General features: G+C 55.4%; 11 protein-coding genes. 8 read left to right on the top strand and 3 right to left on the bottom strand.

From position 1 onward, the window contains the following. The first annotated feature begins 89 nt into the window (after window positions 1-89). From EIP93_RS15645 to arnF, 8 genes are all read left to right on the top strand, one after another. Window positions 90-1256 (top strand): nucleotide sugar dehydrogenase, encoded by a 1167-nt coding sequence (locus EIP93_RS15645; protein ID WP_103971599.1) that lies wholly within the window; start codon window positions 90-92, stop codon window positions 1254-1256. 220 nt (window positions 1257-1476) lie between these two features. After that, complete coding sequence (gene arnB, locus EIP93_RS15640; protein ID WP_107333730.1) at window positions 1477-2625, top strand: UDP-4-amino-4-deoxy-L-arabinose aminotransferase; 1149 nt, start codon at window positions 1477-1479, stop codon at window positions 2623-2625. After that, window positions 2618-3601: an undecaprenyl-phosphate 4-deoxy-4-formamido-L-arabinose transferase gene (arnC, locus tag EIP93_RS15635; RefSeq protein WP_170310010.1), complete on the top strand. Its 984-nt coding sequence runs from the start codon at window positions 2618-2620 to the stop codon at window positions 3599-3601. The genes arnB and arnC overlap by 8 nt, the downstream gene beginning before the upstream one ends. Next, the gene (gene arnA, locus EIP93_RS15630; RefSeq protein ID WP_125232950.1) at window positions 3598-5598 is read left to right on the top strand and encodes a bifunctional UDP-4-amino-4-deoxy-L-arabinose formyltransferase/UDP-glucuronic acid oxidase ArnA; all 2001 of its coding nucleotides are present in this window, start codon (window positions 3598-3600) and stop codon (window positions 5596-5598) included. Before arnC ends, arnA begins: the two co-directional genes overlap by 4 nt. Continuing rightward, window positions 5595-6488, top strand: a complete 894-nt coding sequence (arnD, locus tag EIP93_RS15625) for a 4-deoxy-4-formamido-L-arabinose-phosphoundecaprenol deformylase (RefSeq protein WP_125232949.1) — start codon at window positions 5595-5597, stop codon at window positions 6486-6488. Before arnA ends, arnD begins: the two co-directional genes overlap by 4 nt. A 17-nt stretch (window positions 6489-6505) precedes the next feature. Continuing rightward, the gene (arnT, locus tag EIP93_RS15620; RefSeq protein ID WP_125232948.1) at window positions 6506-8176 is read left to right on the top strand and encodes a lipid IV(A) 4-amino-4-deoxy-L-arabinosyltransferase; all 1671 of its coding nucleotides are present in this window, start codon (window positions 6506-6508) and stop codon (window positions 8174-8176) included. Further along, window positions 8173-8514, top strand: coding sequence for a 4-amino-4-deoxy-L-arabinose-phosphoundecaprenol flippase subunit ArnE (arnE, locus tag EIP93_RS15615; RefSeq protein ID WP_125232947.1), 342 nt, complete (start codon window positions 8173-8175; stop codon window positions 8512-8514). Before arnT ends, arnE begins: the two co-directional genes overlap by 4 nt. Further along, window positions 8514-8906, top strand: a complete 393-nt coding sequence (gene arnF / locus EIP93_RS15610; protein WP_103862455.1) for a 4-amino-4-deoxy-L-arabinose-phosphoundecaprenol flippase subunit ArnF — start codon at window positions 8514-8516, stop codon at window positions 8904-8906. Before arnE ends, arnF begins: the two co-directional genes overlap by 1 nt. Window positions 8907-8923: 17 nt before the next feature. On the opposite strand, the gene EIP93_RS15605 is transcribed toward arnF, so the two are convergent. The 3 genes from EIP93_RS15605 to EIP93_RS15595 form a co-directional block, all read right to left on the bottom strand. Then, window positions 8924-9979 carry an ABC transporter ATP-binding protein gene (locus EIP93_RS15605; RefSeq protein WP_103940926.1) on the bottom strand — a complete coding sequence of 352 codons (1056 nt, stop codon included), beginning with the start codon at window positions 9977-9979 and terminating at the stop codon, window positions 8924-8926. A gap of 2 nt (window positions 9980-9981) precedes the next feature. Continuing rightward, on the bottom strand, window positions 9982-11559 hold the full coding sequence (locus EIP93_RS15600) for an ABC transporter permease (RefSeq protein ID WP_125232946.1): 1578 nt from the start codon (window positions 11557-11559) through the stop codon (window positions 9982-9984). Window positions 11560-11714: 155 nt separating this feature from the next. Beyond that, the gene (locus tag EIP93_RS15595; RefSeq protein ID WP_125232945.1) at window positions 11715-12731 is read right to left on the bottom strand and encodes an iron ABC transporter substrate-binding protein; all 1017 of its coding nucleotides are present in this window, start codon (window positions 12729-12731) and stop codon (window positions 11715-11717) included. Window positions 12732-13019 lie beyond the last annotated feature (288 nt).

The following is a 13019-nucleotide window of genomic DNA, read 5'->3' as shown; positions in this document are numbered from 1 at the left end:
GACATGTTACGCCTCTATTCAGATGAAAAAATAAGAAAGATACTGCGGCGAAATAGGTTGTTAGCCAGTAATGAAATAAAGAGCCCTTCATGAAAATAGCGATTAGCGGAACGGGATATGTCGGTTTATCGAATGGATTATTATTAGCGCAACAGCATCAGGTTGTGGCGTTGGATATTGTGGCTGAAAAAGTGGCGTTGCTGAATCAACGAAAATCGCCGATTAATGATGCCGAGATTGAGCGTTTTTTACAACATGAAACGCTGAATTTTTCCGCGACGCTGGACAAGCATGAAGCGTATACCAACGCGCAGTTCGTGATTATCGCGACGCCGACAGATTACGATCCACAAACCAACTATTTCAACACGTCGTCGGTAGAGGCGGTTATTCGTGATGTTCTGGCGATTAATCCGCAGGCCATTATGGTGATTAAATCGACGGTGCCCGTTGGCTTCACCGAGAAAATCAGCCAGCAGTTGGATACGGATAACATCATTTTTTCGCCTGAGTTTTTGCGTGAAGGTAAGGCGTTGTATGACAATCTTTATCCGTCACGGATTGTGGTGGGTGAACGGTCAGAAAGGGCAAGGTTCTTCGCTAACCTATTGATGGAGTGCGCATTAAAAAAAGATATTCGCGTGCTGTTTACCGACCCGACCGAGGCTGAAGCGATAAAATTGTTTGCGAATACCTTCCTGGCGATGCGCGTGGCCTACTTTAACGAGTTGGACAGCTATGCCGAATCGCTGGGGCTGAATACCCGGCAGATTATTGAAGGGGTGTGTCTCGATCCGCGTATTGGCGATTACTACAACAATCCTTCTTTCGGCTATGGCGGCTACTGTTTACCAAAGGATACCCGGCAGCTTTTGGCCAATTATCGTACCGTGCCGAATAACCTGATCAAGGCTATCGTGGACGCTAACCATACGCGAAAAGACTTCATTGCCGACACGATTATTCGCCGCCATCCGAAAACCGTCGGCGTCCACCGTCTCATCATGAAAGCAGGATCGGATAATTTTCGCTTCTCCTCCATTCAGGGCATCATGAAAAGGATAAAAGCGAAAGGAATCAAGGTGGTAATTTATGAACCGGGGATTGATGGAGATGATTTTTTAGATTTTCCTATCATTCATCAACTCGACAGTTTCAAACAACAGTGTGACATTATTATTACCAATCGTTATGCCGATGAATTAAAAGATGTGATGGGGAAAGTCTATACGCGAGACTTATTTGGCGAAGATTGATTTCTTGCTGTAAATCAATAAAACGACATCTTGTCATTTGGTTATTCGCGAAAAGTTCATTTTTGCATTGTAATTAATTATGTCTTTTTGCTGTTTTGTCATGTCGTGCCGTTTATCTGTAGTTTTATGATTGTCGCAATAAATTAAGGTTGGCTTAAGGCTTCATTATTTAGACTGCTGAATGATGATTTCTCGCCATTATTTATTTTGGGAATACGTTATGACGGAATTTTTGCCTTTTTCCCGCCCGAACATGGGCGAAGAGGAAATTGCTGCCGTGGCTGAAGTATTACGATCCGGCTGGATAACCACGGGGCCGAAATGTCAGCAATTAGAGCAGGCGTTTTGCCAGCGAATAGGGTGTCGACAGGCGATAGCGGTCAGTTCGGCGACGGGCGGTATGCACGTTACGCTGATGGCGCTCGGTGTTGGCCCCGGCGACGAGGTGATTACGCCATCCCAAACTTGGGTTTCAACCGTCAACATCATCACGCTCTTGGGCGCGGAACCAGTGATGGTAGACGTGGATCGGCATACGCTGATGGTGCGACCGCAGGATATCGAGGCGGCTATCACACCGAAGACCAAAGCGATTATTCCCGTGCATTATGCCGGTGCGCCTGCCGATCTGGATGCGCTGCGTGCGCTCAGTGAACGCTACGGCATCCCGCTGGTTGAGGATGCCGCACACGCCGTGGGTACGCAGTATCGCGATGCGTGGATCGGCGCACGTGGAACCGCCATTTTCTCGTTTCATGCCATTAAAAACATCACTTGTGCGGAAGGCGGCATGGTGGTGACGGACGACGAAGCACTCGCCGAACGACTACGCAGCCTGAAGTTTCATGGGCTGGGCGTGGATGCGTTCGACAGGCAGTTACAAGGGCGCAAACCGCAGGCCGAAGTGGTGACGCCGGGGTTTAAATACAATCTGGCGGATATCAATGCAGCGATTGCGCTGGTTCAACTGGATAAACTCCCAGCGATCAACGCCCGCCGTCAGCAGCTTGCCGCGCGCTATCTCACCCAACTGCGCTCGTTGCCACTCCTACCGCTGGCCGTTCCTGACTATCCCCATCTGCACGCCTGGCATCTGTTTATGGTGCGCGTGGATGAAACACAGAGTGGCATATCGCGCGATGATTTGATGGCGGCATTGCAGGCTCACGGCATTGGTACTGGGCTGCATTTCAGAGCGGTGCATACGCAGAAATACTACCGTGAGCGCTATCCCCACTTGCACCTGCCGGCAACGGAATGGAATTCGGCATCGCTGATGACGCTGCCGCTGTTCCCCGATATGCAGGACAGCGATGTCGATCGCGTCGTCGCGGCGCTAACCTCGATTTTGGAGTCTGTTCGTGATTGATGACATCAAAAATGTTTCTATTGTGATTCCTGTTTATAACGAAGAAGAGAGCCTGCCGGTACTGCTCGAACGCACGCTGGCAGCCTGTCGGCAGATCGGTAAACCCTGGGAAATCATTCTGGTTGATGACGGCAGCAGCGATCGTTCGGCGGATCTGCTGACCGAAGCGGCGAGTGACCCGGAAAAGCACATTATTGCCGTGCTGTTGAATCGCAACTATGGTCAGCATTCGGCCATTATGGCCGGATTCCAGCAGGCGGTAGGCGATGTGGTGATCACGCTGGATGCCGATTTACAGAACCCGCCCGAGGAAATCCCACGGCTGGTGGAGTACGCTGCGCAAGGGTATGACGTGGTCGGCACCGTGCGGGCAAACCGGAAGGATTCGCTGTTTCGCAAACTGGCCTCGAAAACCATCAACATGATGATCCGGCGTTCAACTGGGAAATCAATGGTGGATTACGGCTGTATGCTGCGCGCGTATCGTCGTCACATTGTCAGCGCGATGCTGCGCTGCCACGAACGCAGCACCTTTATTCCTATCCTTGCCAATACCTTCGCCCGGAAAACCATCGAGATCGATGTGCTGCACGCCGAGCGCGAATTTGGCACGTCCAAATACAGCTTTTTGAAGCTGATTAACCTGATGTACGACCTGCTGACCTGTCTGACGACGACGCCGCTGCGCATACTCAGCCTGATCGGCAGCGTCGTTGCGCTGTCGGGATTCCTGCTGGCGCTGCTGTTGATCGGCCTGCGTCTGTTCTTCGGTGCGGAATGGGCGGCAGAGGGCGTGTTCACGCTGTTTGCCGTGCTGTTCATGTTTATCGGCGCGCAGTTTGTCGGGATGGGGCTCTTGGGGGAATACATCGGCCGTATCTATACCGATGTCCGTGCCCGACCACGCTATTTTGTGCAAAAAACAGTGAGTGCGGCAACGCCACTGACCACCAGCTTACGGGATGAAGAAGAATGAAAGCGATCGTATTTGCCTACCATGATATTGGCTGCGTCGGTCTTGAGGCGTTAAAGCTTGCGGGCTATGAGATTCAAGCCGTGTTCACACACAGCGATGCGCCGGGCGAGAACCACTTCTATGGGTCGGTGGCGAAAGCGGCCGCCGAGATGGACGTGCCGGTGTTTGCACCGGAAGACATTAACCATCCGCTCTGGGTGAACCGCATTCGGGAGCTGGCACCGGATGTTATTTTTTCCTTCTATTACCGCACGTTATTAAGCGATGACATTCTCCAGTTGCCAGCGTTTGGCGCATTCAATCTGCACGGCTCACTGCTGCCGCGCTACCGGGGACGTGCGCCGGTGAATTGGGTACTGGTGAACGGTGAAACGCAGACGGGCGTGACGCTGCACAAGATGGTTTCTCGCGCTGATGCGGGTGATATCGTTGCCCAGTCCGTGGTGGCGATTGACGAGGAAGATACTGCGCTGACGCTGCATGGAAAGTGCCGTACCGCCGCTGCCGCTTTGCTGGCGCAGCAATTACCGCTGATCCGCTCGCGTGAGATTACGCTGACGCCGCAGGATGAAAGCCGGGCCAGCTATTTCGGACGTCGCACGGCGGCAGATGGGCTGATCGACTGGCACAAAAGCGCCCGTGAGATTAACAACCTGATCCGCGCGGTGACGGAGCCGTATCCGGGCGCGTTTACGTTTCTCGGTGAGCGCAACGTGACGATTTGGCGCGCTCGTGTTGTAAAGGACAAGATCGGTGGTGAGCCAGGCGCGATTATCTCGACGTCGCCGCTGGTGGTGGCCTGTGGTGAAGATGCACTTGAGATCGTCAGCGGACAGAGTGAGACTGGGCTGTATATGTCGGGTAGCCGACTGGCGGCGGAAATGGGCATGGTGCCGCAGGCGCGACTGGGTAACCTCGCCAGCCGTGTGCAGCGACGCCGCACGCGCGTCCTGATCCTCGGCGTGAACGGTTTTATCGGTAACCACCTGACCGAACGCCTGCTGCGCGACGATCGCTATGAGATCTACGGGCTGGATATCAGCTCGGATGCCATCGCCTGTTTTCTTGGCGATCCGCGTTTCCATTTTGTGGAAGGCGATATCAGCATCCATAACGAATGGATCGAATACCACATCAAGAAATGCGATGTCATTCTGCCGCTGGTGGCGATTGCCACGCCGATTGAATACACCCGTAATCCGCTGCGCGTGTTTGAATTGGACTTTGAAGAGAACCTGAAAATCGTGCGCGACTGCGTGCGCTACAACAAACGCATCGTTTTCCCGTCCACCTCAGAAGTGTACGGCATGTGTGATGACAAAGAGTTTGATGAAGACACCTCGCGCCTGATTGTCGGGCCGATCAACAAGCAGCGCTGGATTTATTCCGTGTCCAAGCAGTTGCTGGATCGGGTGATCTGGGCCTACGGCGCGAAGAACGGCCTGCGTTTCACGCTGTTCCGTCCGTTTAACTGGATGGGGCCGCGTCTGGATACGCTGGATGCGGCACGTATCGGTAGCTCCCGCGCCATTACTCAATTGATTCTTAATTTGGTGGAAGGATCGCCAATCAAGCTGGTGGATGGCGGGGCGCAGAAACGCTGCTTTACCGACATTCACGACGGTATTGAGGCGCTGTTCCGTATTATTGAAAACCGTAACGGCCAGTGTGACGGGCAGATCATCAACATCGGCAATCCGCATAATGAAGCCAGTATCCGCGAACTGGGCGAAATGCTGCTGACCAGCTTTAATGCGCACCCGCTGCGCGATCGCTTCCCGCCGTTCGCCGGATTTATTGACGTGGAAAGCAGCAGCTATTACGGCAAGGGCTATCAGGATGTGGCGCACCGCACGCCAAGCATTCGCAACGCTAAACGCCTGCTGGCATGGGAACCAACGGTGAAGATGGAGCAAACCGTCGCGGAAACGCTGGACTATTTCCTGCGTACCGTTGACCCCCTGCAATCAGACAACGCCACGGATGCACAGGGATGACGCGTGTTGGCTTGCGGATAGATGTCGATACCTGGCGCGGTACGCGGGACGGCGTGCCTGCGCTGCTGGATGTGCTGGCGGAGTTCGATATTCAGGCGAGTGTCTTTTTTAGCGTCGGGCCGGACAACATGGGGCGTCACCTGTGGCGTCTGCTGCGTCCACGCTTTTTATGGAAGATGCTGCGTTCCAACGCGGCCTCGCTCTACGGCTGGGATATCTTGCTGGCCGGTACGGCGTGGCCGGGGCGTCATATCGGCGCACGGTTTGGCTCGTTAATCCGCCAGACACACGACGCAGGCCATGAAGTCGGGTTACATGCCTGGGATCATCACGGCTGGCAGGCGAATGTCGCCCGCTGGTCGGATGCGCAATTAGCCGCGCAGTTCCGTGAAGGAATGGACGCGCTGACATCGATTCTGCCATCGCCGGTGCGCTGTTCCGCTGTGGCGGGCTGGCGAGCCGATCCGCGTGTTGTAGAGATGAAGCAGCACTGGAATCTGGACTATAACAGCGACTGCCGCGGCACTCGACCTTTCCGACCACGCCTGAAAAATGGTGATTTGGGTACCGTGCAGATCCCAGTCACATTGCCGACCTACGATGAAGTCATCGGCGAGCGCGTGAGTGACGGCGAATTTAACGACTTCATTCTTGAGGCGATCCAGCAAGATCGCGGCGTGCCGGTCTACACCATCCATGCGGAGGTTGAAGGTGGCGCGAAGCTGGCGCTGTTCCGCCAGTTGCTGCTTCGGGCCCGTCAGCAGCACATCAAATTTTGTCCGCTTTCCTCATTGCTGCCTGATGACCGAGCCACGTTGCCCGTCGGGCGGATTGAACGCGCGCCGTTTCCCGGGCGGGAAGGGTGGCTTGGTGTGCAAACGGAAGAATAAATAAAGCAGGAGATAGCATGGAAAAAGGCATGATAAAGCTGAAAAGTACCATGATATTGGTGCTATTTGCTTTGCTCTACCTGTTGCCGCTTAACGGTCGCTGGCTGTGGTCGCCGGACGAAACGCGCTATGCTGAAATCAGCCGCGAGATGCTTCAGCGTGGCGATTGGATCGTGCCGCATTTGCTGGGTATTCGCTACTTTGAGAAACCCGTTGCGGGCTACTGGCTGAATAACATCAGTCAGTGGTTATTAGGTCATACCAATTTTTCCGTGCGTTTTGCCTCGGTATTTTCTACCGGGTTGAGCGCGCTGCTGGTGTTCTGGCTGGCGATGCTGCTGTGGAAAAACCAGCGTACCGCGCTGTTGGCGGCGACGATCTATCTCACCTCACTCCTTGTATACGGCATAGGTACTTACAGCGTTCTCGATCCGATGGTGACGCTCTGGATGACGGCGGCGCTGTTCAGCCACGCGCTGATTCAGCGTGCCACGCTGACGCGTGAGCGGCTCGCGGCGTGGGGGCTGATGGGACTGGCCTGCGGCATGGGATTTATGACCAAAGGCTTTCTGGCGCTGGCTTTACCAGTGATCAGCGTGCTGCCGGTGGCGCTGGCGCAAAAGCGGATTAAGGAACTGTTGCTGTTTGGGCCGCTGGCGATTGTCGTTGCGGTATTGCTGAGTGCGCCGTGGGCGCTGGCGGTGCATGCGCGAGAAGCCGATTACTGGCATTACTTCTTTTGGATTGAACATATTCAGCGTTTTGCCGAAGACGATGCGCAGCATAGAGCGCCGTTCTGGTATTACCTGCCTGTTCTGATTCTCGGGACGTTCCCCTGGCTGGCGCTGCTGCCGGGTGCGTTGCGTAGCGGCTGGACGGAACGGAAGGCGAACCCAGAGCGGTTCCTCCTGCTGTGCTGGATGGTGATGCCGCTGCTGTTTTTCAGCATCGCTAAAGGTAAGCTGCTGACTTATATTCTACCGTGCTTTGCACCGCTGGCGCTGCTGATGGCGGCGTGGATTTCCGGGCTGGCACCCGCAATACGCGAACGAGTATTGCGCATCAATAGCTGGCTCAATATTGCCTTCGGCAGCGTGCTGGCGCTCGCTGTTGCGGCGCTTGGCCTCGACATCATCATGCCGCATTTCTATCAGCCGGGAGAAGGACTGACCATCGTCTCGGGGATTATCTGTTTTATCGGCTGGGTGGCTTTTGCCGCTGTCAGCCTGAAAAAGCAACGGGCGTGGGGCTATCTGGTCGCGGGCTGTCCGTTATTTCTGGCGCTGCTCGTTGGCGGGAGTATTCCGGCGAGCGTGGTGGATTCAAAGAACCCCCAAACCTTTATTCGTAGCCATCAGCCGTTGCTGCAAGACAGCCGCTATGTGCTTAGCGATGAGGTGGGGCTGGCCGCCGGACTGGCGTGGGAGTTGAAGCGCAGTGATATCACCTTATTTAAGGCGCGGGGCGAGCTGAACTATGGGCTGAACTATGCCGATTCCGCTGACCGCTTTGTGGATGAGGGCGCTTTTCCAACCTGGCTTGCCGAGAAACGGCGTAGCGGAAATGTCGCGCTGATGCTGAAGATCGACCGGGACAGCGATGACGAGTATCGCAATCTGCCTGCGCCCAATCAGTTGAGAAAATCGCACCGCTACGTGCTGCTGTTTTATAAGCAGATAGCGCCATGAGTTATCTCTTGGTAGGTATCGTCTGCCTGCTCACTAGTCTGGGACAACTGTGCCAGAAACAGGCGGCGGAGTGCTGGCGGTGTTTGCCGACACATCGACGCCAGCGCGTGACGCTGGGATGGCTGATGTTGGCGGCCTTGCTGCTTGGCATCGGGCTGCTGCTGTGGCTTGTGGTGTTGCAGCATCTCCCGCTCGGTGTGGCGTATCCGCTGCTGAGCATCAATTTTGTACTGGTCACGCTGCTGGCGCACTACGGGTTTGGCGAGCGTGTGGATAGGCACCACTGGTGGGGCATTGCGCTGATTGTCATCGGTATCTATCTGATGCAGGGGGGATGATGGCGAAAAGAGGCTATATCTGGGCGATTATCAGCATTGTGCTAGCCAGCACCGCGCAGGTGTTAATGAAAAGCGGTATGTTGGCGCTGCCGAGCATTTCCTTCGCGCACTGGCCGTCGCTCAGCGCGTTGGTTGCGGGCTGGCCTGCGGTTGCGGTGCTGGTCGGGGTGATTTGCTACGGGCTGTCGATGGTGTGCTGGTTTATGGTGCTACGCTATTTGCCGTTAAGCCGCGCCTATCCGCTGATTAGCTTAAGCTACGCGGTGGTTTATCTGGCGGCGGTTTTCCTGCCGTGGCTGAATGAACCGATGAGCCTGCGTAAAACTCTCGGCGTCTTGATTATTCTGCTGGGTGTCTGGCTGGTGAGTCGTAACGCGCAGGCGGCGCGCTAAGCCGCCTGCGAAGGTGATTATTGACTGAAAACGTGTGCCGCACCGTTCACGCTCAGGCTGACCTGCTGGCCGACGGCAAAAGCGGCGTGGCTGACGGTTTTCAGTTCAATGATACTGGCATCTGCGTGGTGAACGTGCAGCGTCAGCGTGGAAACGAAGCCGGAAAAATCAACTTTACGGATGGTCGCGCGAATCGTCGCTGCGCTATTGACTTCAACGTTATCAACCCCTGCATCCTGAATCACAATCTGCTCCGGTCTGAGCATGATTCTTGCCTTCCCGCTTGTCGTTGGGCGATCCACCGTGATGCGTCCAAGCAGGCAGTCAGCCTGATCGCCGTCAATCTGTGCGTCGAGAATCAGCGTTTCGCCGAGAAAGGTCGCGATGTCCTCACTGTTGGGCTGGTGGTAAAGCGTCCACGGCGAGCCGGATTGCGACAGCTGACCGTCGCGCATGACAACAACCCGATCGGCAAAGGACAGCGCCTCTCCCTGATCGTGGGTCACCAGAATCGATGCCACGTTAGCCTGCTGCAAGACGTCCATCACCGCTTTACGGGTGGCGGCACGCAGGCCGGTATCCAGCGCGGAAAACGGTTCATCCAGCAGCATCAATGCAGGGCGCTGCGCCAGCGCGCGAGCCAGTGCGACACGCTGCTGCTGACCGCCGGAAATCTCATGCGGCGAGTGCTTCCGCAAATGCGCCGGAAGGGAAACCAGCGCCATCAGCTCATCCACACGCTTTTGTTGTTCCGCTTTCGTACCTTTTAGCCCAAAGGCGATATTGTCCGCGATGCAGAGATGCGGGAACAGCGCGCCGTCCTGCGGTACGTAGCCGATTCCGCGCTGATGGGCAGGAACGGACAGCCCGTTATCGCAGAGCGTCTGCCCGTTTAGCATGATGACGCCGGTATCCGGTTTTTCAAACCCGGCAATCAGGCGCAGCAGTGTGGTCTTCCCCGAACCGGACGGACCGACAATCGCCGTGCGGCGGCTGTTTTCTAGCGTCAGATGAATGTCAGACAGCACGGTGCGCCCGTTAAAGCTTTTACTGACGCGATGAAGTTCCAACATGATTACAGCCCCGCCATTTTTTGTGATTGCGTGTAGAGAAACCAGGTCCACGGCAGCGACAGTAGGACCAGAATAAGTGCGTAGGGTGCCGCTGCGGGATAATCGATCTCACTGGTGAGCGCCCAAAAGCCTGTCGCCAGCGTGCGGGTGCCGTTGGGGGCCAGCAGCAGCGTGGCGGTCAGTTCGTTAATGATCGCCAGAAAGACGAGCGTTGCCCCGGTTGCAACGCCGGGTGCCGCCAGCCGAATGGTCACGGTCATTAACGTCTGCAACGGCGAACGCCCTAGGCTGGCTGCAACCTGCTCCAGTTCCACCGGTGCCTGTGCGATACCCGCGCGTAGATTAACCAGCGCCCGTGGCATAAACATCAGCAGATAAGCCAGCAACACGGTGAATTCGGTCTGATAGAGCGGCCTGATGAGGTGAATGGTGGTGGTCACCAACGCCAGCGCAACGACGATACCCGGCAGAGAGCTGGTGATGTAATTACACCCTTCCAAAAACCGAAACAGGCGACTGGGGTGGCGGATTGTCAGCCAGGCCATCGGGATCGCCGCGAGCGTTGTCAGGGCGGCTCCGCTCAGCGCCAGCGTCATAGTTTGGCGAAAGGCATCAAGCAGTTCACGGCGCTGCCACACCTCCCAGCCGCCAAACCACAGCCAGCGAAACAGCGTAATAAAAGGTACGCCGAGTGTCAGCACGACCAGCGCTGTCAGTAACAGCAGAGCCAGTAACAGCAGAAACGGCGACAGGCGTACCGGTGTGACAACCTGCGGCGCGCCAGATCCGACATGGGCATAGCGCGTAACGCCGCGTACGCGGGCATCCGCACACAGCAGAAACAGACACAGCAATGCCAACACGCCAGCCAGCATGTTGGCCGCGGGGCCATTAAACGTTGACTGAAACTGATCGAAAATCGCGGTAGTAAAGGTATCGAAGCGGATCATGGCAAACAGGCCATACTCCGCCAGCAGATGCAGCGCAATCAGCAGCAGTCCGCCGCCGATAGCCAGTTTTAGCTGCGGCAGCACCACGCGGAAAAACACGGTAATAGGAGGGACGCCCAGCGTAGCCGCGACATCTTCCAGCGCCGGGTTAAGGCGTCGCAGCGTTGCGGCGCAGGGTAAATACAGAAACGGTAAATAGGCAACGACGGATAAAAACACGCCAGCCGGCAGGCCATACAGACCGGGCGCCGCGCTGATCCAGGCATAGCTCTGGACAAATGCGGGGATCGCCAGCGGCGCGGTGAGCAGCAGTGACCACAGGCGTCGGGCAGGCAGGGTCGTACGCTCTGTCAGCCAGGCCAGCAGCACGCCCAGCACCGTACAAATCGGCAGCGTCAGAACCACCAGCAGCACCGTATTTGTCAGGAGTTCACCGACGCGTGGGCGAAAAAGCAGGGCGCGCGCCGTTTCCCAGCCGGTATCAATGCTGACGCCAATCACAAAGCCCAGCGGAACAAATCCCAACAGGGATAGCGTCAGGGCGACGATAGTAAGCAGCGCGGCGGGCTTGCGTAATGGCGGTGAGGGGGCGGTGAATGTGGTGGTTTCGCTATAGCTAACGTTTGTCATACGGCCTGTAGCTGCCTCGTCAAGACGGTATTTTAAGACGATGAAGCCGCGCTGAGCGGGCATTCGGGTGAAGATTCGTCAGGACGCGAACGCCCTGACGAAAGGGGCTGTCGTTACAGCCTCTGTATTACAATCCACGCGTTACGATCGATGCGTTACAGCAAGCCAGCCTGCGTCATCAGATCCACGACTTTTTTGCTGTTGAGCTTGGCGGCATCGACTTTTGGTGCATCCAAATCTTTCAGCGGAACCAGTTTGTCATTTGAGGCCGCGTTGACGCCAACGGCATATTCAAACGCATCGTTGGTACGCAATATCTCCTGACCGGATTTGCCCGTAATCCACTGAATAAAGGCCTGTGCGTCTTTCGCATGTTTGCTGGATGCCAGTACGCCGCCGCCTGAAATGCTGACGAACGCGCCCGGATCTTTATGCTTAAAGTAGTACAGCTTCGTGTTGTTACTGTTTTCGCCGGTTTTCGCCTGATCGACAAAACGGTAATAGTGATAGATCACGCAGCTATCAATCTGGCCTGCGTTCACGGCTTTCATCACCGTGCTGTTGCCTTTGTAGGCGGTGAAGTTCTCTTTCATGCCTTTCAGCCATTCTTGCGTGGCTTTCTCGCCCTTCAGCTCCAGATAGGCGCTGACGATGGCTTGAAAATCTGCACCGGATGGGGACGCCGCCCAGCGGCCTTTCCATTCTGGCTTCGCCAGATCGGCTAAGGATTTCGGTAGTTGAGCGTCGGTAAATTTGGTCGGGTTATAGACAAAAACGGTGGAGCGTGCGGCAATCCCGATCCAGCGGCCGTGAGACGGACGATAGTCAGACGGCACCTGAGCGAGGGTCGCGTTATCCAGCGGAGCAAAGAGATCGGCGTTATCGACCAGCACCATCGACGGTGAGTTTTCAGTCAGGAAAACATCGGCAGGGGACGATTTCCCTTCCTGCACCAGTTGGTTGCCCAATTCGGTGTCGCTGCCATTGCGCAGTGTCACCTTGATGCCGGTTTCTTTGGTAAAACCATCAACCCAGGATTTCACGAGGTTTTCATGTTGGGCATTGTAAATCACAATCCCTTCATCGTTTTCTGCTGCAGTTGCCGATGCGCTAAGCGCCAAACCGGAAGCGAATAAAACGGCAGAACTCAGTAATCCAAAACCAAGCTTCATATTATTTACCCTTATCAATACCTGTCGTGTTTGCGTATGGCTGGCCTACATGCGTTCCCCACGCCGCTCACGATAGCCATGCTATTTGGCGACACAGGACGGGATGTAGTGGCAGTCGGAAAAGAATTCTACATATCGGTAATAATAATGATAGTTATTATTATTTCGCTTTCTTAAGGTTAAATTAAGGTTCCGGTGAATGTGATATTTCAGTCATCACTTTATTTCAACGCGTGTCGCAGTGTGAATGTGTATAAATCTATCGCCTAAAAAACAGGCTGACGCTTC

Origin of the sequence: Pectobacterium versatile (assembly GCF_003932035.1) — a bacterium.
Lineage (GTDB): Bacteria > Pseudomonadota > Gammaproteobacteria > Enterobacterales > Enterobacteriaceae > Pectobacterium > Pectobacterium versatile.
Note: the sequence above shows the minus strand (reverse complement) of the source record. Positions and strands in the feature narration are given on the sequence as shown.

Bases quoted from the DNA above. Each gene is read 5' to 3' on its own strand.
- EIP93_RS15645 (WP_103971599.1), top strand. From the start codon at position 90: ATGAAAATAGCGATTAGCGGAACGGGATATGTCGGTTTATCGAATGGA.
- arnB (WP_107333730.1), top strand. From the start codon at position 1,477: ATGACGGAATTTTTGCCTTTTTCCCGCCCGAACATGGGCGAAGAGGAA.
- arnA (WP_125232950.1), top strand. From the start codon at position 3,598: ATGAAAGCGATCGTATTTGCCTACCATGATATTGGCTGCGTCGGTCTT.
- arnD (WP_125232949.1), top strand. From the start codon at position 5,595: ATGACGCGTGTTGGCTTGCGGATAGATGTCGATACCTGGCGCGGTACG.
- arnT (WP_125232948.1), top strand. From the start codon at position 6,506: ATGGAAAAAGGCATGATAAAGCTGAAAAGTACCATGATATTGGTGCTA.
- arnE (WP_125232947.1), top strand. From the start codon at position 8,173: ATGAGTTATCTCTTGGTAGGTATCGTCTGCCTGCTCACTAGTCTGGGA.
- arnF (WP_103862455.1), top strand. From the start codon at position 8,514: ATGGCGAAAAGAGGCTATATCTGGGCGATTATCAGCATTGTGCTAGCC.
- EIP93_RS15605 (WP_103940926.1), bottom strand. From the start codon at position 9,979: ATGTTGGAACTTCATCGCGTCAGTAAAAGCTTTAACGGGCGCACCGTG.
- EIP93_RS15600 (WP_125232946.1), bottom strand. From the start codon at position 11,559: ATGACAAACGTTAGCTATAGCGAAACCACCACATTCACCGCCCCCTCA.
- EIP93_RS15595 (WP_125232945.1), bottom strand. From the start codon at position 12,731: ATGAAGCTTGGTTTTGGATTACTGAGTTCTGCCGTTTTATTCGCTTCC.